Raw genomic sequence first — 18487 nt, 5'->3', positions numbered from 1 at the left:
CACCCAGGGACGGGACACCTGGCACAACACCCTCGCCACGGCCATCGCCGAAGGCGACGCCGACAAGGCCACCACCGCCTCACTGGCCCTGCTGCAGAACGGCCCGGCGGCGACCCGGTATCGCTGACGCCGCGTCACATCGGAATGACCGAGGAGAACATGAGCTGATCCGCGCACGGGCCGACCGCCTGCTCGGCCCAGATGGTCTTCCCCCGCTGGCTGTAACGGCTGCCCCAGCGGGTGCTGAGCTGGGCCACGAGGAACAGGCCCCGGCCTCCTTCGTCGGTGGTGTGGGCCCGACGCAGGCGGGGCTGGGTGTTGCTCGGGTCGCTGACCTCGCAGACCAGGACGTCCTCGTGGATCAGCCGCAGTCCGATGGGGCCGCCGGCGTAGCGAACGGCGTTGGTGACCAGTTCGCTGACCACGAGCTCGGTGCTGAAGGCGATGTCGTCGAGCCCCCACGCGGCCAGCTGGCGGGTGGTGGCATCCCGGGCGTCGGACACGCTGGCGGGGTCCGCGGGGAACTCCCAGTTGGCGACGGACTCCGCGGGGACCGCGCGGGTGCGGACGAGCAGCAGCGCGATGTCGTCCCTGGGCGGATGGTCGTCGAGGCCGGCGAGGAGCGCTCGGCCGATCTCGGCCAGCGGCCGGTCGGGGCGGCAGTGGGCGGCGAGGCGGTCGGTCAGCCGTCGCAGTCCGGCGTCGGTGTCGCCGTCGTCGCCCTTGATCAGTCCGTCGGTGTACAGGGCGAGGACGCTGCCGGGCGCCAGATCGAGCGTGGCGGTCTCGAAGGGCATGCCGCCGACGCCCAGGGGCGGGCCGGGAGAGAGGTCCACGGGTCGGGCGGTGCCGTCGCAGGGGGAGACGACGGGCACCGGATGTCCGGCGCTGGCGAGGGCGCAGCGGCGGGCGACCGGATCGTAGAGGGCGTACAGGCAGGTGGCGCCGACGGTGTCCCGGTTCTCGGGGGCGGCCTCGCCCGCGAGTCGCTGCACCAGGTCGTCGAGGTGGGTGAGCAGTTCGTCGCAGTCGAGTTCCAGGTCGGCCAGGGTCTGCACGGCGGTGCGCAGCCGGCCCATGGTGGCGGTGGCGTGCAGGCCGTGACCGACGACGTCGCCGACGACGAACGCGGCCCGCAGCGAGGGCAGCGAGAGGACGTCGAACCAGTCGCCGCTGATCTCCGCTCCGCCGCCCGCGGGCCGGTAGACGCCGATGGTCTCGGCGGCCGGGGTCTCGGTGGTCGCGCGAGGAAGGAGGCGCCTTTGGAGCGCGACGGCGGCACGGTGCTCCCGTGTGTAGCGGCGGGCGTTGTCGACGCTGAGCGCGGCCCTGGACGCGATCTTCTTCAGCAGGTCCGCCTCGTCCTCGTCGAAGGGCTCCCCCTGCTCGTTGCGGCTGATCCCGACGACTCCGAGCACCGTGCCGCGCGCGAACAGCGGTGCCACGGCGAGCCAACGCGCGTTCTCCGGCACCAGCAACTCGATCAGGTGCGGTTCGCCGAACATGGCGCTGATCGTCTCGCTGTCGACGACGATGACGTCGCCGCGCTGGACCGCGAGCAGGGTGGGAATGTCCGGTTGCCGGGGCGCCGCCGCGCCCTTCTGCAGCAGACGGGAGGGCCACGTCCCGTCGGCCGAGGCGACCGCGACCCGTCGCCAGCTCAGCCAGGCGCCGCCGAGCACGTTGGCGGGCTCGTCCCCCTCGATGACGGGGTCCGCCAGCTCCACCCAGGCGAGGTCCCCGAGCGCGGGAACGAGGACGTCGACCAGGTCCTGCGCGGTGCGCGCGACGTCCAGTGAGCCGCCGATGCGGGTGGAGGCGTCACGGAGCAGGTCCAGGTGGTCCCGGGTCCGCTTCTGCTCGGTGATGTCGGTGACCAGCGTGACGACGCCCGCGGGCTTCCCCTGCGCGTCCTCCAGCCGGAAGGCGGACAGGGAGAGCGTCCGGTGCCGCCCGGGAAGGAGCGGCGAGCGCACGTCCTGTGCCTCCCCGATCAGCGGTGTGCCCGTCTCCAGCACCCGGCGCAGGGCCGCCTCCGCGGCTTCGGCGTTCCTGGCGTTGGCCACGTCCCTCATCTCCACGCCGGCGGCGCCGGGAGGTCCGCCGAGCGTCTCGAGGGTGATGTTGGTCCGTACGAGGGCCAGGTCCGTGTCGCGGAGGGTGACCCCCATCCGCGCCTGGGCGAAGAGCGCGCGCAACAGGGACAGGCCCTGTTCCCGATCGGTCGTGCCGGCCGCGGGGGCGGCCAGGGCGAGCAACTCGGAGGATCCCTCCAGGCGCACGATCCGGAAGTCGACCTCCACGGCACGGCCTGAGCGGTGCCGCAGCCGGGTCCGGCCGGCGGCCGGAAACCCGTCCGCGTCGAGCGCGCAGTGGTGCGGCTCGTCGGGGGCATCGGCGAGAAGCTCCCCGACCGGGCGGCCGCAGACGTGCTGGGCCGGGTGGCCCAGGAGGTCGGCCGCCGCGCGGGACCACCGCACGACGGTCCCGGCTTCGTCGAGCACGGCGGCTGCCACGGCGCCGAGGGCAAGGGCGCCGGCGGGGTCGAACCCGTTCATCTCGCTCCTCGCTGGCGGTCGAGCCGCCCGACAGGCTCGTCCCCATTATCGGCGATTTCGGGCAGCCCGCGCCTCCACTCCCCCGCCCGGCGTCCCTGGTCCGGAACGGGGTAGTCGGCCCCGGAGGCGCCACACACGGCGACGGCCGGGCCGGCCGGGTGCACGCCCCTTGCCGCCCCGGCCACCGCCGTCCAGCGAGCCGTCGGAAGCCGCCCTCAGATCGCCGCCGCGGCGCTCACGCGTCCCCTTCGTCGCCGCCTTCGAGGATCGCCAGCGCGGCGCTGGTCGCGGCGACCGGGTCGCCGGCGCTCACCGCCTCCAACAGAGCGCTGTGGAACAGGTCCTCGCCGGCCTCGTCCATGCACCGGCCGGCCTTGACGGTCTCCCGCAGGGCGTCGCTCATGTTCCGGTACAGGTCCCGGAGCAGCGGGTTGTGCGCGGCCTCCGCGACACACAGGTGGAAGTCGACGTCGGCGTCGGTGAACGCGTCCAGGTCGGCGGCCCGCCCCGCGGCGGTGCGCCGGTCCATGGCCTGGCGGAGCGCAGTGAGGTCCTCCTCGGTCCGCGCGGTGGCGGCCAACCGGGCCGCGACGATGTCCAGGCCGCGCCGCACGTCGAGGATGTCGCCGGCCGTCACGCCGCCGAGGTGACGGCGGAGCGCGACCTGGCCCTCGTCGGTGGCGGTCACGTAGGTGCCGGCGCCCTGGCGGGTGCTCAGCAGTCCGGAGTGCACCAGCACGCGGACGGCTTCGCGGACCGAGAGCCGGCTCACGCCGAGAGACTCGGCGAGCTGGCCCTCCGGCGGGATCCGTTCGCCGACCTGCCACGCGCCCCGGGCGATCTCCGCGCGTAGCTCACTGATCACGGTGTCGACGATCGACACGCGCCCCACCGTTTCCATCCGGCCCCCTTCTCGGTCATCCGACGACGTCAGAACCCTAGGAAGCCCCAGAGCCCAGGTCCAGCCCTCGGCCCCGCCCCCGGGAGTCTTCCGGCCACCCACATGCCATCCGGCCCGGGTGCCTTCCGGCCCGGGACCGGGCAGCCGCGGCCTCCGCCGGCCGGCTCGCGCGGACTCCGGGAAGATGCACTGGTTTCCCGTCCGTCCCGCCGCCGCCGAGCGCGTTCTCAAGCTATCGCGGCAACTGCCTGCGATGGGGCGAGGCGACGTCGCGGCTGGTGGCCAGGTGCTTCATGACCAGCTCCTCGACCCTCGGCACGTCCCGGTTCTCGATCGCCTCGTACAGCGCCTCGTGCTCCTTCGCGACGGTCACGAGGTCGTCGTGCTGGGCCAGCAGCCAGCGCATACGGCTTCGGAGCGTGGTACCCAGCTCGTTCAGCAACTCGTTGGCGGCCATCGCCGTCACGGTCTCGTGGAAGTCGGCCGCGGCACGCCGCGCCTTGACGGCGTCTCCCTGGCGCGCCGCTTCGAGCTCGGAGTCCAGGTCCGCGCGCAGCTTCTCCAGGCCGGCGCGGTTGCGCCGCTGAGCCGCGAGCCGGAACGTCAGCGTCTCCAGGGCGGTGCGGACCTCGTCGAGGTCGGAGATGTCGGTGGAGGTGAACTCGCGCACGACGGCCCAGGTGCGCGGGCGCGGTGTGACCAGTCCCTCCGCCACCAGCGCCTTCAGAGCCTCGCGGACCGGGAGTCGGCTCACCCCGAGTTCGGCGGCGAGTTCCCGTTCGACGAGTTTGCTGCCTGGCCGACGGTCACCGTCGAGGATCTGGTCGCGCAGCTGTCGCGTGACGCGTTCGGACTCGGACTCAAAACCCTCGGACCCTGGCATGGGCCTCATTCTCGCAGGTCCACGCCACCCGTCTGCCGCATACCGGCACGTCCGTCCGGCCCGGGGCGGCGGGTCAGCATGAGCACGGTCGAAGGCGGTTACAGATGACTACTGACGCACGTGGACCAATTCCGGGATCCTGCCCTTTACCTGGCAAAACACCGGTCTGAAGCCGAGCTGGTCGGAGTGAGGGGCGAACCGTGTTCTACTACCTGCTCAAATACGTTCTGCTGGGACCGCTGCTCAGATTGGTCTTCCGGCCCCGTATCGAGGGGCTGGAGCACGTGCCGGCCTCGGGAGCGGCCATCGTCGCGGGCAACCACCTGTCGTTCTCGGACCACTTCCTGATGCCCGCGATCCTGAAACGGCGGATCACCTTCCTGGCCAAGGCCGAGTACTTCACGGGCCCGGGCATCAAGGGCCGGCTCACCGCGGCCTTCTTCCGCAGCGCGGGGCAGATCCCGGTGGACCGCTCGGGCAAGGAGGCCGGGCAGGCCGCGATCCGGGAGGGGCTCGGGGTGCTGCGCAAGGGCGAGCTGCTCGGCATCTACCCGGAGGGCACCCGGTCGCACGACGGCCGTCTGTACAAGGGCAAGGTCGGCGTCGCGGTCATGGCGCTCAAGGCCGGGGTGCCGGTCGTTCCGTGCGCGATGATCGGCACGTTCGAGGCCCAGCCGCCCGGGAAGACCGTCCCGCGCCCGCACCCGATCGTGATCCGCTTCGGCAAGCCGCTGGACTTCTCCCGCTACGCGGGCATGGAGAACGAGAAGGCGATCCTGCGCGCCGCCACCGACGAGATCATGTACGCCATCCTGTCGCTGTCCGAGCAGGAGTACGTCGACCAGTACGCGGCCGTGGCCAAGGCGGCGCAGGACGAGGCGAAGGGCGACAGGCGCAGGTTCCCGCGCGCGCCGCTCACCTGACGCCGCGGGGCACGCCGTACACGCGAGAGGGGCGGCCGGGCATCCGGCCGCCCCTCGTCGTCACCTTCCGCCGATCGCTACGCCTTCGGCGTGGCGTGCGGTGCGCAGGTCACGTCCGCAGTGTCGACCTTGCCGGTGAGCAGGTAGGTGTCCACCCGGTCGTTGATGCACGGGTTGGCCAGGCCGGTGACGCCGTGGGAGCCCGCGTCCTTCTCCGTGATCAGACGGGAGCCCGCGAAGCGCTTGTGCAGCTCGACGGCGCCCGCGTACGGGGTGGCGGCGTCGCGCGTGGACTGCACGATCAGCACCTGCGGCAGGCCCTTGCCGGTCTTCACGTCCACCGGGTTCTGCTGCTTGACGGGCCACGTGGCGCACGGCAGGTTCATCCACGCGTTGGCCCACGTCATGAACGGGGCGGTCTTGTGGAGCCGCGTGTTGTCCCGGTCCCACGTCTGCCAGTTGGTGGGCCACTTGGCGTCGGTGCACTCCACGGCGGTGTAGACGGCGTTGCCGTTCTCCGAGGAGATGTTGCCCGCGATGTCGGACATGTCCGGGGCGGCGGCGTCGATCAGCGCCTGGGTGTCACCGGCGACGTACTTGCTGAACACCCTCGCCACCGGCGCCCACGACGAGTCGTAGTACGGCGCGCTCTGGAAGAAGGAGATCAGCTCGTTGGGGCCGACGACCCCGCCGATGGGGCTCTTCTTGGCGGTGGCGCGCAGCTTCAGCCACTGCTCCTGGACGGCGTCGCGGGTGGCGCCCAGGTGGTAGGTGGCGTCGTTCGCGGCGACCCAGTCCTGCCAGTCCTTCCAGCGGCCCTCGAAGGCGGTGTCCTGGTTCAGGTTGGCCTGGTACCAGATGTTCTCGCGCGCCGGGTTGACCACGCTGTCGACGACCATCCGGCGCACGTGGCCCGGGAACATGGTGCCGTAGACGGCGCCGAGGTAGGTGCCGTAGGAGACGCCGAGGAAGTTGAGCTTCTGCTCGCCGAGCGCGGCGCGGATGACGTCCAGGTCGCGGACCGTGTTCGCGGTGGTCATCGACTGGAGCATGGCGCCGCCGGTGCGCTCGTAGCAGCCCTGCGCGTACTCGCGGGCCAGCTTGCGCTGGATGCTCTTGTCGGCCTCGGAGTCGGGCACCGGGTCCATCCCGGACCCCTGGGCGAACTTCTGCGGGTCCGCGCAGGAGATGGGCGCCGAGTGACCGACACCGCGCGGGTCGAAGCCGACGAAGTCGTAGGCCTTCGCGACGTTGGCCCAGATGACGTTCTTGTTGGTGACCCGGGTCGGGAAGCGCAGGCCCGAACCGCCGGGGCCGCCCGGGTTGTAGACGAGGGCGCCCTGGCGCTCCTCCTTGGTGCCGGTGTTGCCGATCCGGTCGACGGCCAGCTTGATCTGCTTGCCGTACGGGTCGGCGTAGTCGAGCGGCACCGAGACGTATCCGCACTGGATGGGCTTGACCAGCCCCCAGTCGGCGGGACAGTCCTGCCAGTCGATGCCGGCCTTCGCGGCACGCTCCGCGGCGATCGCCGCGCCGCGTGTCTCGCGGTCCTGGCCCTGGCCGTTGTTCGCTCCGGCTGCGGGCGTCGCCACAGCGCCGGCTATCAGGGTCGCCGTGACCAGCGCGCCGGCCGAACCGAGCGCCAGCGCACGGCTCTTGGGTCTCATGTCCCTCAAGTGGGACCTCCCCGTACATCGTTGCGAATTGGGTACGGGGATCCTTGCTGCTGTGAGGTCCCTGAGAACAGGGGTCGTTGACCTTCTTTGCCAATCCGATAAGCGGCGCGGCGTGTCCCGCTGAGCGGAGTACCAAGGGGCTCGGCAACGGCCTGGAGCCCTGGGGCTGTTCGCCACTCACCCGGCCGTCGGAGCGCGCCGCCGTGCGGCGTGACAGCGGGGCGGGGCCCTCACGGGCCCCGCAGGGAATTCAACTGCCCCTTCGGGCAGTGCAGTTCAGACTTGCCGGCAACGCGGAACACGCGCCGCCCCGGGCCTCACCCGCTAGCGGACCTCCGGCCCCCGATGGTCCGCCGTGATGCCGAAGCGCTGCTGCTCAGAAGGGGCGAACGGGACGTCGCGGACCTGCGAGACGGCGCCGACCACCGTGTCCCCGGCAGGCTCCGCGAGCTGCTCGAGTCGCTCCAGATCGGCGGCGGAGACCAGGGCGACGAGCGGCTTGCCGTGCCGCGTGACGACCACGCGCTCGCCGCCGTACACCACCCGGTTGATCAGGTCGGCGAGCTCAGCCCTGGCTTGCGTCACCGGAATCTCGTAGGCCATACCCCCACCCTACGGGGCGTTCGCGCCGCTCTCAGGGCTGCGACCGCCCGCCGGAGAAGCACGCGGAGTACCGCCCCAGCGCCCGCCTCAGCTGCTCCATCTCGATGTCGGGCAGAGCACCGCCCTGGGCGAACTTCAGCACGTGCTCGGCCACCGCGCGCAGCTTGGTGTTGGACCGCTGGGAGACCTCCCGCAGGACCTGCCAGGCGTCCTCGGGCGGGATCCGCCCGAAGGCCACCACGGCGCCGATCGCCTGGTCGATGACCGCGTGCGAGGTGAGGGCCCGCTGGAGCTGCTCGATCTCCTGGTGCAGCCGCTCGTGCTCCGGCACCGGATCGGTGGCGGAGAGCGGCGGGAGAGGGTGCCGCTCGGACATCGCGAAGAACACCATGACCAGTCCCCTGGGTCGTCGAGCACCCGTGCTTCCAGCTTCACCCAGGAGGACGCCGTGCACGACCCGGGACCGTTCCCGCACCCGGCCCCGGAAAGCTCGCCGCGACTTACGTACGTCCTGTACATTTTTTACAGAGACTGCTCCGACCGGAGACGGCACCGCCGCATGGAGGGGTGTGCCATGGCGCGATCGTCCGCCCGCTACGTCCTGCCGGAGTTCACCGAGATCACCAGTGCCGGCCGACGGTCCCTGGATCCGTACGCGAAACTGCTCGAGGAGCGGATCGTCCTCCTCGGCACACCGATCGACGACACCGCGGCGAACGACGTGATCGCGCAGTTCGTCCACCTGGAGCACCGGACGCCCGACCGGGACATCTCGCTCTACATCAACTCCCCCGGCGGCTCGTTCAGCGCGACGCTGGCCGTCCACGACACGATGCGGTACGTGTCCTGCGACGTGGAGACGATCTGCCTGGGCCAGGCCGTCGCGTCCGCGGCGGTGCTACTGGCCGCGGGCACCCCGGGCAAGCGGTACGCGCTGCCCGGGGTGCCCGCGTGGTGCTGCGGCAGCCGTCGCTGCCCGAGCCGGTCGAGGGCCAGGCGTCCGACCTGGCGATCCAGGCGGACGAGCTGACGCGGGTGCGCGCCCGCGTGGAGGAACTGCTCGCGCGGAGCACCGGGCGGTCCGCGCGGCAGGTGCGGACCGACCTGGAGCGGGAGCAGACGCTGGACGCACAAGAGGCCCTGAGATATGAGCTGATTGACCGAATCATCCCGAACCGCGGGGCCACGCACACCGCGCCGGACGCGGGGTGAGCCGCCGATGCTGCCACCCGAGCTGCCGCCCCTGCCGGCGCTGACCCGCGCCGAGGCGGAGCTGATCGACCGTTACCTGGAGGCGGCCGACCTGCTGGGCCGCGCCAACCCGGGACGGCCCGGAGACACCTACCGGGCTCTGAGGGCTGCCCAGGCGCTCGTCGGCAGAGCAGTGGAGCTGCGGGACACGCTGGCGCTGATGCACCGGCGGGGCGAGACCGAGCTGCATGCGGACACTCCGGCCCGGGCGCTGCGGGTGCTGGACGGCGAGCGGCGCACGGCCCGCGTCACCCTGCCTCCCGACTGCGGAAGTTGACGTCATCCACAGCCGCGGTCTCGGCGGGCGAAGGGGCCCATCTGTCTGGACACGGGGGGAAATCACCCCGAATGACCGACCGCCTTTCGGTGTAGGTTCAGCTCCCTTTTCGGGACCGCCGCAGTTGCGCAACACGCCTCCCCGGATGGCGGAATGAGGTGCTCCGGTGCTGGTCCGGGGGTCGTCGCGGGAGGGGGCAGCCGTTCGATCGCGAGGGTGTCCACCCGAACGGGCGCGTGGTGAGTAACAACACAAACACGCGGTTCCGTTGGGATTTTCGGACATCCGTAGGTGAAGATCCCTGTCTGACGACAAGCCCCCGCCACAACGGCGGGGCGGTCCGGGCGGACGCCGAGTCCTGCCGCCGCCCGGATGACCGGTCGACAGGAGTGGATCGGCAGGAGTGGAGGACCCAAGCACGACGGGTCGCCGGAACGGTCACGCCATGGCCGGTCCGAGCAGCCCTTGGGGTGAAGCCGCGACAACGCGGCCGGGCAACTTCGCCAGCCCGAATCCGACAGGTCATCCTTCACAGGCGGCTGACGAAGGGTTGCGCATGACTGCGCTCAATCGTGTCCCGTCGCTGATGGCCCGGGCCGGTACGGCCTCGGCCCTGACCCTGGCCGCCGTGGGCGGCTCGATCGTGGTCCCGGGTGTGGCCTCCGAAGCCTCGGCCGCGACGACCGCGAACACGGTGCTGCGGATCGCGGCGTCCAAGCAGGGGTCGCCCTACCAGTGGGGCGCCACGGGGCCGCGGAGGTTCGACTGCTCCGGGCTCACGCTGTACTCGTTCAAGAGGGCGGGCAAGACGCTGCCCCGCACGGCCGCACAGCAGTACAACAAGAGCCGGCACATCTCCGCGGGCAGCCGCCGAGCCGGGGACCTGGTGTTCTTCCACTCGGGCTCGAACGTGTACCACGTGGGCATCTACGCCGGCAAGGGCAAGATCTGGCACGCCCCGAAGACCGGGGACGTGGTGAAGCTCCAGAAGATCTGGACGAAGAGCGTCTGGTACGGCCGGGTGCGCTGATCCGGCCGCGGTGCGGTGCGGTGGCGGAGCTTCGACTCGTCACCGCACGTTCCTACGGTTCCTGACCCGCGGCCGTCACCCGGCGGGCGGGAACCGACCACGGAAGTTCGATGCAGACCGTCTTGCCGCCCTCCCGGGTCGGCCGCACGGTCAGACTGCCGCCGCACTCGGCGGTGAGCCACCGGATGATCACCATGCCCCGGCCGTTGTCCTGCTGGACGGCGGCCGGCAGGCGTTTCGGGAACCGGGGGTGGCTGTCGGTGACCCCGATGTGCAGTCGTTCGTCTCGCACGAGGACAAGGTCCACCGTGAAGGTGGGTGACTGCCCGAAAGTGTGCTGTACGGCGTTGGTGGCGAGTTCGGAGACGATGAGCCGGACCGTCTCGGCGGTGTCCGCGGCCGGCGGCAGGCCCCACTCCGCGAGCGTGCCGGCCACATAGGCACGGGCCGCGTAGACCGAGGCGGGATCGCTCGGCAGAGTGACGGATGCTTCCAGATGGTCTGCCATGGCGACGTCGTCCCTTTCCCACGGGGCCGGAGTCCGACACTGAGCGGATGATTCGAGTACGGTCCCGCACTGGTGCTTCGCCGTCAGACTGCCATCAGCACTCCGGTCTCGGTGGCGATCCACCGAGATATGCATATATCTGTCGCTCGATGCGGTGAACTCTGCGACGGCAGACCGTATCCGGAGCGGGTCGCGTGGAGCGTTCAGAGGGAGCGAGGGAGTAGCCCATGCAACACGGTCCCGAGGTGCGCCGGCGGAAGCTGGGCGCCGAACTGCGCGCCCTGCGCACCGGCGCGGGTCTCACCAGCGGTGAGGCGGCCCGCCTGGTCGGCTGGCACCAGTCGAAGGTCAGCCGGATCGAGACCGGCACCAGCGGGGTGAAACCGGCCGATGTGCGCTCGCTCCTGGACGCGTACGCCGTCCACGACGCCCAGCTGCGCGAGTTGCTCCTGGTGCTCGCGGGGCTGGACGACGGCGGCGACCGGCACCACTGGTGGCACGCCTATCGCGGAGTGCTGCCGCCGACCTACCGGGACTTCATCAGCCTGGAGTCGCAGGCGAGCGGGATGCGCACCCTGGAGACCTCGGTCGTCCCCGGCCTGCTCCAGACGCCCGAGTACGCGCGCGCGGTCACCCGGGCCGCCGTGGACGGGCTCGACGAGGACCGGCTGGACGCGCTGGTGGAGGTGCGGCTGGCCCGCCAGGACGTGCTGCGCTCGCGACCGCCGCTGAAGCTGGACGCAGTGCTGGACGAGGCGGTGCTGCGCCGGGAGGTGGGCGGGCCCGAGGTGATGAGGCGGCAGCTGGAGCGGCTGACGGAGGCGGCCCGGCTCCCCCAAGTACGGCTCCAGGTGTTGCCGTTCGCCGCCGGCGCTCACATCGGCATCACCGGCCCTTTTGTTATTTTCTCATTTTCGAACGCTTCTGATCTGAACGTAGTGGTTCTCGACCACTTGACGAGTAGCCTCCACCTCGAGCGGAAAGAAGACCTAGAGGCCTACGCCGAGGCCTTCGACACCCTGCGGATCCACGCCCTCTCGCCCGAGGACTCGTTGGACTTCATCGCCGGGATACGCCAGACCCCCTGACGGCGCACAACCGCGTACCGCGTTAAGGAGGCCCCATGTCCGCTCTGCCTCGGCACGTACCTTCCAGCACCGATCTGCACGGCGTGCGCTGGCTGCGCAGCAGCTACAGCACGGGAGCCAACAACTGCGTCGAGACGGCCCGGCCCGCCACGGGACCGTGGGCCGGGCTGCTCGCCGTGCGCGACTCCAAGGCCCCGTCCGGGCCCGCGCTGCTCTTCTCCCCCGCGAGCTGGGCAGGCTTCACGGCCGCGACACACCTCACCTGACGGACAATCCGGTCATATCCGCACTCGGTGACACCCGGCCGTGTCACGCCGACTCATGGTCGTGTTCCACCGATCACCCGTACAGCGCGTTCGATCTGCGCCCCGGAGAGGTCCGCGCGGGCGGTCAGCCTCAGCCGTGAGATGCCGTCGGGCACGGAAGGAGGACGGAAGCAGCCCACGGCCAGCCCGGCCGCCCGGCAGTCGACCGCCCACCGCACGGCCCGCTCCGGGGACGGCGCGCGCACCGAGACCACCGCGGCGTCCGGACGCACCGCCTCCAGGCCCGCGGCGGTCAGGCGTGCGTGGAGTTCGGCCGCCACGGCACGCGCGCGTGCCGCACGCTCCGGCTCGCGGCGCAGCAGTCGCAGCGCCGCGAGGGCGGCGCCCGCGGCCGCGGGGGCGAGACCGGTGTCGAAGATGAACGTCCGGGCCGCGTTGACCAGGTGGTCGATCACCCGCGCGGGCCCGAGGACGACTCCGCCCTGGCTGCCGAGCGACTTCGACAGTGTGGCCGTGACGACCACGTCGCCGGCGCCCGCCAGCCCGGCCGCGTGCGCGGCGCCGCGGCCGCCGGTGCCCAGGACGCCCAGCCCGTGGGCGTCGTCGACGACGAGACCGGCGCCGTGCTCCCGGCAGACCGCGGCGAACTCCGCCAGCGGGGCCGCGTCGCCGTCGACTGAGAACACCGTGTCCGACACGAGCACCGCCGGGCCCTCGTGCGTGCCGAGCGCCTTGCGCACGGCGTCCGGGTCGGCGTGCGCGACGACCTGCGTCGTGCCCCGGGCCAGCCGGCAGCCGTCGATGAGCGAGGCGTGGTTGCCCGCGTCGGAGACGACGAGCGAGCCGTGCGGCGCGAGCGCGGTGACCGCGGCCAGGTTCGCGGCGTATCCGGAGGAGAAGACCAGCGCCGCCTCGAAGCCGCAGAAACCGGCCAGCTCGCGCTCCAGTTCGGCATGGAGTTCGGTGGTGCCGGTGACCAGCCGGGAGCCGGTCGAGCCGCCGCCCCAGGTGCGCGCCGCGACCGCGGCCCCCTCGGTCACCTCCGGATGGCGGGCCAGCCCCAGGTAGTCGTTGCCCGCGAGGTCGAGCAGCGGCGAGTCGGCGGGGCGGGGCCGCAGGGTCCGTACGAGCCCGGCCCGGCGGCGTGCGTCCGCCTGCTCCTCGATCCAGCCGAACGCCATGGGTCCTCCGGGGCATTTGTAGGCAGTGGACAGACCCTAGCGGCAGGTCCGGCCGCCCATGATGTGGCAATACCCACATGTCGATGTGCCCGTCGTTGTGCGGAGTCTCCTTGGCCGCGGACCGGGCCGTAGGACAGGATCAGCTCTCATGAACCTGCTGAACACGCTGGTGGACAAGGGGCTTCGGCGCGAGTCGCCGACCCGCGGGGAAGCTCTGGCCGTACTGGCCACCTCGGACGACGACCTGCTTGATGTGGTGTCCGCGGCCGGGAAGGTGCGCCGCCACTGGTTCGGCCGGCGGGTGAAACTCAACTATCTCGTCAACCTCAAGTCGGGCCTGTGCCCCGAGGACTGCTCCTACTGCTCCCAGCGGCTCGGCTCGAAGGCCGACATCCTCAAGTACACCTGGCTCAAGCCCGACGACGCCTCCAGGGCCGCCGCGGCGGGGCTGGCGGGCGGCGCCAAGCGGGTCTGCCTGGTGGCCAGCGGGCGCGGTCCGACCGACCGTGACGTGGACCGGGTCTCCGACACCATCAAGGCGATCAAGGAGCAGAACGAGGGCGTCGAGGTGTGCGCCTGCCTCGGACTGCTCTCCGACGGCCAGGCCGAACGGCTGCGCGAGGCCGGGGCCGACGCCTACAACCACAACCTCAACACCTCCGAGGCGACGTACGGCGACATCACCACCACCCACACCTATGCCGACCGGGTGGACACGGTGAACAAGGCGCACGCGGCCGGGCTGTCCGCCTGCTCCGGGCTCATCGCCGGGATGGGCGAGAGCGACGAGGACCTGGTCGACGTGGTCTTCTCGCTGCGCGAGCTGGACCCGGACTCCGTTCCGGTGAACTTCCTGATCCCGTTCGAGGGCACACCGCTCGCCAAGGAGTGGAACCTGACCCCGCAGCGCTGCCTGCGGATCCTGGCGATGGTCCGGTTCGTCTGCCCGGACGTGGAGGTGCGGATCGCGGGCGGCCGCGAGGTGCACCTGCGCACCATGCAGCCCCTCGCGCTCCACCTGGCCAACTCGATCTTCCTCGGCGACTACCTGACCAGCGAGGGCCAGGCGGGCAAGGCCGACCTGGAGATGATCGCGGACGCCGGGTTCGAGGTCGAGGACGCCGACCAGGTGACGCTGCCCGAGCACCGGGTGGCGGCCGAGGGCGGGTGCGGGTCCCACGACGGCACGGGGTGCGGGTCCCACGAGGGCTCGGGGCCCGGTGCGCACGAGGGGCCGGGGTGCGGCTCGCACCAGGGTGGCGGGGTCTGCGGTTCCGCCGCGGCACCGACGGAGGAAACGGCATCGGCACCGGCCGCGACCGGCAGCGAGCCGCGTACGGATCTCGTCGCCGTACGCCGCCGGGGCGCTGGAACGGACCTCGCGCCCAATGCCTGAACCGCACACCACACCCGGCCCGAGCGTGCCCGAACTGCTGGAGCTCGACCGGCGGCACGTGTGGCACCCGTACGGACCCATGCCCGGCCGCCACGAACCGCTCGTCGTGGAGTCGGCGAGCGGGGTGCGGCTGCGGCTCGCTGACGGCTCGGGCGAACTGGTCGACGGCATGTCGTCATGGTGGGCGGCGATCCACGGCTACAACCACCCGGTGCTGAACGAGGCCGCGCGGGAGCAGCTGGAGCGGATGAGCCACGTGATGTTCGGCGGACTCACGCACGAGCCCGCCGTCCGACTCGCGAAGCTCCTTGTCGACATGTCGCCAGAGGGACTCGAGCATGTGTTCCTCTCCGACTCCGGTTCGGTGTCGGTCGAGGTCGCGGTCAAGATGTGCCTTCAGTACTGGCGCTCGCTCGGCCGCCCGGACAAGCGGCGGCTGCTGACCTGGCGGGGCGGCTACCACGGGGACACCTGGCAGCCGATGTCCGTGTGCGACCCCGAGGGCGGGATGCACGAGCTGTGGACCGGTGTGCTGCCGCGTCAGGTCTTCGCGGACGCGCCGCCGGCCGAGTACGAGGAGGCGTACGCCGACCATCTGCGGGAGACGGTCGAACGGCACGCCGGCGAACTGGCCGCCGTGATCGTCGAGCCGGTGGTCCAGGGCGCGGGTGGGATGCGCTTCCACTCCCCCGCCTATCTGCGGGTGCTGCGCGAGGTGTGCGACGCGCACGACGTGCTCCTGGTGTTCGACGAGATCGCGACCGGGTTCGGGCGCACCGGCGCCCTGTTCGCGGCGGAGCACGCCGCCGTGACGCCGGACGTGATGTGCGTGGGGAAGGCGCTGACCGGCGGCTATCTGACCATGGCGGCGACGCTGTGCACCGCGCGGGTGGCCGAGGGGATCTCGCGCGGCGAGGTGCCGGTGCTCGCCCATGGCCCCACGTTCATGGCCAACCCGCTGGCGGCGGCCGTGGCCTGCGCGTCGATCGGGCTGCTACTCGGCCAGGACTGGCGCACGGAGGTCAAGCGGATCGAGACGGGCCTGCGGGACGGACTGGCCCCGGCCGCGGAGCTGCCGGGGGTGCGGGACGTACGGGTCCTGGGCGCCATCGGAGTGGTCCAGCTCGACCACGCGGTGGACATGGCGGCGGCCACCCGGGCGGCCGTGCGCGAGGGCGTGTGGCTGCGGCCGTTCCGTGACCTGGTGTATACGATGCCGCCGTACGTCACCGGTGACGTGGACCTGGCACGGATCGCGCGCGCGGTGTGCGCGGCGGCGCGGGAGGGCTGAGATGCCGGTACTGGTGATCACGGGAACGGGCACGGAGGTCGGCAAGACGGTGGCGACGGCCGCCGTCGCCGCTGCGGCCGTCGCGGCCGGGCGGTCGGTGGCCGTGCTGAAGCCCGCGCAGACCGGCGTGGGGCCGGGCGAGCGCGGGGACGCCGACGAGGTCGCTCGGCTGGCCGGTGCGGTGACGGCGCGCGAACTCGCCCGCTATCCCGAGCCGTTGGCGCCCGCGACGGCGGCCCTGCGGGCCGGGCGGGCGCCGGTGCGCCCGCACGAGGTGGCCGAGGCCGCCGCCAAGCTGGCGACCGAGCACGATCTGGTGCTGGTGGAAGGCGCGGGCGGGCTGCTCGTCCGCTTCGACGCGGACGGCGGCACGCTGGCGGACGCGGCGAAGCTGCTGGATGCTCCGGTGCTGGTCGTGGCCACGGCGGGTCTGGGCACGCTGAACACGACGGAGCTGACGGCCCGTGAACTGCGTTCCCGCGAGCTGGATCTCCTCGGCGTGGTGATCGGCAGCTGGCCCACCGAGCCCGACCTCGCCTGCCGCTGCAACGTCACCGACCTCCCCGAAGCGGCCGGCGCCCCCCTGCTCGGCGCCCTCCCCGAAGCCGCCGGAGCCTTGTCCCCGGCCACCTTCCGGTCCATGGCCTCCAAGTGGCTGGCCCCCTGTCTGAACGGCACGTGGAACGCGGAGGAGTTCACCGATCGGGAGGCACCCGCGCCGTTCGCACGCGGGGCCTGAGCGGGGCGGCGGACGTACGGACACCTGGCCCACGTGCCCGCACGCCGCCCGTGTGCGGTCGGGTCGCGGCCGGGTGACCGACCACGACGGCCCGTGCGTGGCGGCCGGACGCCGAGCCATACGGCTAACGTCATCCAACGCGCGGCGGGCCGCGACGAGCCACCCAGCGCGGATCGGGCAGCCCTCGGACCACGACGGCCGAGCGACCGACCACGACAGACCGGCACAAGGGGCACCGGGCCATCGCCCGTGCCAGCACGGCTCGTCGGGCCAACCCGGCCACCGCACGACCGGCGACGCAGGCGGGCGCCGCGGACGGGTAAGGCTTGCGCCATCCAACGCGCGGCGGGCCGCGACGAGCCACCCAGCGCGGATCGGGCGGCCCTCGGACCGCGGCAGCCGGACGACCGACCGCGACGGACCGGCACGCAACAGCCAGGCGCCGGACCGTCGCCCGCGCCGGCGGGCTCGTCGGACCAACTCGGACGAGCGCACGGCCGACGACGCAGGCGGGCACACCGCCGGCGGATACGGCTTACGCCACCCAACGCGGTCGGCCGCCACGGCCACCCAGCGCGGGTCGGGCGACCGACCACGACAGGCCCACGCGCGACAGCCAGGCGCTCGGCCGCCACCCATGCCGGCAGGCTCGTCGGACCAGCCCGGACCAGCGCACGGCCGAGGACGCAGGCAGGTGCGCCGCGGACGGATACGGCTTACGTCTTCCAACGCGCGGCGGGCTGCGACGGCCTCCCGGCGCGGAGGCGCGTTGCGGTTCTGCGGGCGAGCGCGCCAGGCGGCCTCCGGTGACACCCGGAAACCACCCCAGCCCTGCGCATGTGCGGCACGTACGACGAGCCCCCGCGCGCGTGCGCCACGTACACCGGGGACACGGACCGGACGGCAGGAGTCGGCGCACGGCTCCAGCGCACGTGCCGTAGGCACGGCCGGGACGTGCGGGCGGGGTTGGGGATCGGCATTGACGGGCGTGCGGTGGGCAGGCGTGGGGGACACTCACCGTAGGCCCGTCGTGGTCGGGGAGGGTGCCATGTTCTTGCGGTCCGTCGGCTCCGGGAAGGCGGCACGGGATGCCGTGCGTCATCCGGTGTTCGCCCGTTACTACGCCCGCGCCAGCGTGGCCGCGGAGACCAGCATGGGCATCGCCGGGGTGCGCCAGAGGCTGCTGGCCGGGCTGTCCGGGCGGGTGATCGAGATCGGCGCGGGCAACGGGCTGAACTTCGCGCGCTATCCGGGCTCCGTCGCGGAGGTCGTCGCGATCGAACCGGAGCGGCTGCTGCGGCAGCGGGCGCTCGAGGCCGCCGTGCGCGCCGAGCTCCCGGTCGACGTGGTGCCGGGCTGCGCGGAGGCGCTGCCGGTGAAGAGCGAGGCGTTCGACGCGGTGGTGCTCGCGCAGGTGCTGTGCAGCGTGCGCGACGTGCCGCGGGCGCTCGCCGAGGCTCGGCGGGTGCTGAAGCCCGGCGGCGAGGTGCGGTTCTTCGAGCACGGCAGGGGCGGCGGCCGGGCGATGAACCTGACCCAGCGCGCCCTGGACCTCACGGTGTGGCCACTGCTGAGCGGCGGCTGTCATCTGTCCCGCGATCCGGTCTCCGCCCTGCGCGACGCCGGGTTCGAGCTCGGCCCCTACCGGCGGATTCTGGTTCCGGAACAGGGTCCGGTGCTGCCCTCCTCGTACTGCGCGCTGGGCACCGCCTGGCGACCGGTCTCCACCGGCCTCGGTGATCGGCCGACCACCTGATCAGCCCATCACGTGTTCACTCGCGCCTCGGCTACGCGGGCACAGGCACAGGGTGGAGCCCGCATGCCCCTTACAGGGGTGTCAGGGCCCCGTCCTGAAGGCGGAGACCGCTGCTGGGCCCAACGGAGGATACCGATTGTGGGCCCGATCACATTACGCT

Annotated in this window: 17 protein-coding genes, 1 pseudogene and 1 riboswitch; of the genes and pseudogenes, 10 read left to right on the top strand and 8 right to left on the bottom strand. The window is 72.2% G+C overall.

Annotated elements, in window-relative coordinates; genetic code table 11:
* Nucleotides 1–134: 134 nt before the first annotated feature.
* The 3 genes from ACIQFZ_RS27425 to ACIQFZ_RS27415 all read right to left on the bottom strand — a co-directional run bounded on the left by ACIQFZ_RS27425 (nt 135) and on the right by ACIQFZ_RS27415 (nt 4342).
* Complete coding sequence (locus ACIQFZ_RS27425) at nt 135–2558, bottom strand: SpoIIE family protein phosphatase (RefSeq protein WP_402692373.1); 2424 nt, start codon at nt 2556–2558, stop codon at nt 135–137.
* Nucleotides 2559–2793: 235 nt separating this feature from the next.
* Entirely contained in the window at nt 2794–3441 is a 648-nt protein-coding gene (locus ACIQFZ_RS27420; RefSeq protein WP_365779767.1) for a FadR/GntR family transcriptional regulator, read from the bottom strand.
* A gap of 250 nt (nt 3442–3691) precedes the next feature.
* Nucleotides 3692–4342, bottom strand: a complete 651-nt coding sequence (locus ACIQFZ_RS27415) for a GntR family transcriptional regulator (RefSeq protein ID WP_402692372.1) — start codon at nt 4340–4342, stop codon at nt 3692–3694.
* A gap of 200 nt (nt 4343–4542) precedes the next feature.
* Here ACIQFZ_RS27415 and ACIQFZ_RS27410 point away from each other — a divergent pair, with 200 nt between their 5' ends.
* The gene (locus ACIQFZ_RS27410; protein ID WP_365437977.1) at nt 4543–5265 is read left to right on the top strand and encodes a lysophospholipid acyltransferase family protein; all 723 of its coding nucleotides are present in this window, start codon (nt 4543–4545) and stop codon (nt 5263–5265) included.
* Nucleotides 5266–5342: 77 nt separating this feature from the next.
* Here the strand turns inward: ACIQFZ_RS27410 and ACIQFZ_RS27405 are convergent, their stop codons facing one another.
* From ACIQFZ_RS27405 to ACIQFZ_RS27395, 3 genes are all read right to left on the bottom strand, one after another.
* Nucleotides 5343–6941 carry an alpha/beta hydrolase gene (locus tag ACIQFZ_RS27405; RefSeq protein WP_376652514.1) on the bottom strand — a complete coding sequence of 533 codons (1599 nt, stop codon included), beginning with the start codon at nt 6939–6941 and terminating at the stop codon, nt 5343–5345.
* Nucleotides 6942–7265: 324 nt separating this feature from the next.
* On the bottom strand, nt 7266–7544 hold the full coding sequence (locus ACIQFZ_RS27400; RefSeq protein ID WP_402692371.1) for a type II toxin-antitoxin system Phd/YefM family antitoxin: 279 nt from the start codon (nt 7542–7544) through the stop codon (nt 7266–7268).
* 31 nt (nt 7545–7575) lie between these two features.
* A complete protein-coding gene (locus ACIQFZ_RS27395) occupies nt 7576–7935 on the bottom strand; it encodes an ANTAR domain-containing protein (protein ID WP_365433778.1) in 360 nt (119 codons plus the stop codon).
* Nucleotides 7936–8118: 183 nt separating this feature from the next.
* Here ACIQFZ_RS27395 and ACIQFZ_RS27390 point away from each other — a divergent pair.
* The 3 genes and pseudogenes from ACIQFZ_RS27390 (at nt 8119) to ACIQFZ_RS27380 (ending at nt 10102) form a co-directional block, all read left to right on the top strand.
* Nucleotides 8119–8756: pseudogene (locus tag ACIQFZ_RS27390) on the top strand (ATP-dependent Clp protease proteolytic subunit).
* Nucleotides 8757–8763: 7 nt separating this feature from the next.
* A complete protein-coding gene (locus ACIQFZ_RS27385; RefSeq protein WP_402692370.1) occupies nt 8764–9072 on the top strand; it encodes a hypothetical protein in 309 nt (102 codons plus the stop codon).
* A gap of 339 nt (nt 9073–9411) precedes the next feature.
* Nucleotides 9412–9625, top strand: a riboswitch (cyclic di-AMP (ydaO/yuaA leader).
* 3 nt (nt 9626–9628) lie between these two features.
* The gene (locus ACIQFZ_RS27380; RefSeq protein WP_383059046.1) at nt 9629–10102 is read left to right on the top strand and encodes a C40 family peptidase; all 474 of its coding nucleotides are present in this window, start codon (nt 9629–9631) and stop codon (nt 10100–10102) included.
* A gap of 52 nt (nt 10103–10154) precedes the next feature.
* On the opposite strand, the gene ACIQFZ_RS27375 is transcribed toward ACIQFZ_RS27380, so the two are convergent.
* Complete coding sequence (locus tag ACIQFZ_RS27375; RefSeq protein ID WP_402692369.1) at nt 10155–10610, bottom strand: ATP-binding protein; 456 nt, start codon at nt 10608–10610, stop codon at nt 10155–10157.
* Nucleotides 10611–10837: 227 nt separating this feature from the next.
* Between ACIQFZ_RS27375 and ACIQFZ_RS27370 the strand changes: the two genes are divergently transcribed.
* On the top strand, nt 10838–11698 hold the full coding sequence (locus tag ACIQFZ_RS27370; RefSeq protein WP_365433793.1) for a helix-turn-helix transcriptional regulator: 861 nt from the start codon (nt 10838–10840) through the stop codon (nt 11696–11698).
* Nucleotides 11699–11733: 35 nt separating this feature from the next.
* The gene (locus tag ACIQFZ_RS27365; RefSeq protein ID WP_402692368.1) at nt 11734–11964 is read left to right on the top strand and encodes a DUF397 domain-containing protein; all 231 of its coding nucleotides are present in this window, start codon (nt 11734–11736) and stop codon (nt 11962–11964) included.
* A gap of 53 nt (nt 11965–12017) precedes the next feature.
* Here the strand turns inward: ACIQFZ_RS27365 and ACIQFZ_RS27360 are convergent, their stop codons facing one another.
* Entirely contained in the window at nt 12018–13145 is a 1128-nt protein-coding gene (locus tag ACIQFZ_RS27360; protein ID WP_365776115.1) for an 8-amino-7-oxononanoate synthase, read from the bottom strand.
* 148 nt (nt 13146–13293) lie between these two features.
* Here ACIQFZ_RS27360 and bioB point away from each other — a divergent pair, with 148 nt between their 5' ends.
* From bioB to ACIQFZ_RS27340, 4 genes are all read left to right on the top strand, one after another.
* Complete coding sequence (bioB, locus tag ACIQFZ_RS27355; RefSeq protein WP_402692367.1) at nt 13294–14541, top strand: biotin synthase BioB; 1248 nt, start codon at nt 13294–13296, stop codon at nt 14539–14541.
* A complete protein-coding gene (locus tag ACIQFZ_RS27350) occupies nt 14534–15832 on the top strand; it encodes an adenosylmethionine--8-amino-7-oxononanoate transaminase (protein WP_383059049.1) in 1299 nt (432 codons plus the stop codon). The genes bioB and ACIQFZ_RS27350 overlap by 8 nt, the downstream gene beginning before the upstream one ends.
* Nucleotide 15833: 1 nt before the next feature.
* Nucleotides 15834–16571, top strand: coding sequence for a dethiobiotin synthase (gene bioD / locus ACIQFZ_RS27345; protein ID WP_365419815.1), 738 nt, complete (start codon nt 15834–15836; stop codon nt 16569–16571).
* 1048 nt (nt 16572–17619) lie between these two features.
* Nucleotides 17620–18327 carry a class I SAM-dependent methyltransferase gene (locus ACIQFZ_RS27340; RefSeq protein WP_365419818.1) on the top strand — a complete coding sequence of 236 codons (708 nt, stop codon included), beginning with the start codon at nt 17620–17622 and terminating at the stop codon, nt 18325–18327.
* Nucleotides 18328–18487 lie beyond the last annotated feature (160 nt).

Origin of the sequence: Streptomyces sp. NPDC093064 (genome assembly GCF_044754605.1) — a bacterium.
GTDB lineage: Bacteria > Actinomycetota > Actinomycetes > Streptomycetales > Streptomycetaceae > Streptomyces.
This window is presented reverse-complemented; position numbering and strand designations above follow the sequence as displayed.

What these genes read in the sequence shown, in the direction of transcription:
- bioD (WP_365419815.1), top strand. Translation starts at nt 15,834, where the DNA reads ATGCCGGTACTGGTGATCACGGGAACGGGCACGGAGGTCGGCAAGACG.
- ACIQFZ_RS27395 (WP_365433778.1), bottom strand. Translation starts at nt 7,935, where the DNA reads ATGGTGTTCTTCGCGATGTCCGAGCGGCACCCTCTCCCGCCGCTCTCC.
- ACIQFZ_RS27380 (WP_383059046.1), top strand. Translation starts at nt 9,629, where the DNA reads ATGACTGCGCTCAATCGTGTCCCGTCGCTGATGGCCCGGGCCGGTACG.
- ACIQFZ_RS27385 (WP_402692370.1), top strand. Translation starts at nt 8,764, where the DNA reads ATGCTGCCACCCGAGCTGCCGCCCCTGCCGGCGCTGACCCGCGCCGAG.
- ACIQFZ_RS27415 (WP_402692372.1), bottom strand. Translation starts at nt 4,342, where the DNA reads ATGCCAGGGTCCGAGGGTTTTGAGTCCGAGTCCGAACGCGTCACGCGA.
- bioB (WP_402692367.1), top strand. Translation starts at nt 13,294, where the DNA reads ATGAACCTGCTGAACACGCTGGTGGACAAGGGGCTTCGGCGCGAGTCG.
- ACIQFZ_RS27365 (WP_402692368.1), top strand. Translation starts at nt 11,734, where the DNA reads ATGTCCGCTCTGCCTCGGCACGTACCTTCCAGCACCGATCTGCACGGC.
- ACIQFZ_RS27350 (WP_383059049.1), top strand. Translation starts at nt 14,534, where the DNA reads ATGCCTGAACCGCACACCACACCCGGCCCGAGCGTGCCCGAACTGCTG.
- ACIQFZ_RS27375 (WP_402692369.1), bottom strand. Translation starts at nt 10,610, where the DNA reads ATGGCAGACCATCTGGAAGCATCCGTCACTCTGCCGAGCGATCCCGCC.
- ACIQFZ_RS27340 (WP_365419818.1), top strand. Translation starts at nt 17,620, where the DNA reads ATGTTCTTGCGGTCCGTCGGCTCCGGGAAGGCGGCACGGGATGCCGTG.
- ACIQFZ_RS27425 (WP_402692373.1), bottom strand. Translation starts at nt 2,558, where the DNA reads ATGAACGGGTTCGACCCCGCCGGCGCCCTTGCCCTCGGCGCCGTGGCA.
- ACIQFZ_RS27400 (WP_402692371.1), bottom strand. Translation starts at nt 7,544, where the DNA reads ATGGCCTACGAGATTCCGGTGACGCAAGCCAGGGCTGAGCTCGCCGAC.
- ACIQFZ_RS27360 (WP_365776115.1), bottom strand. Translation starts at nt 13,145, where the DNA reads ATGGCGTTCGGCTGGATCGAGGAGCAGGCGGACGCACGCCGCCGGGCC.
- ACIQFZ_RS27370 (WP_365433793.1), top strand. Translation starts at nt 10,838, where the DNA reads ATGCAACACGGTCCCGAGGTGCGCCGGCGGAAGCTGGGCGCCGAACTG.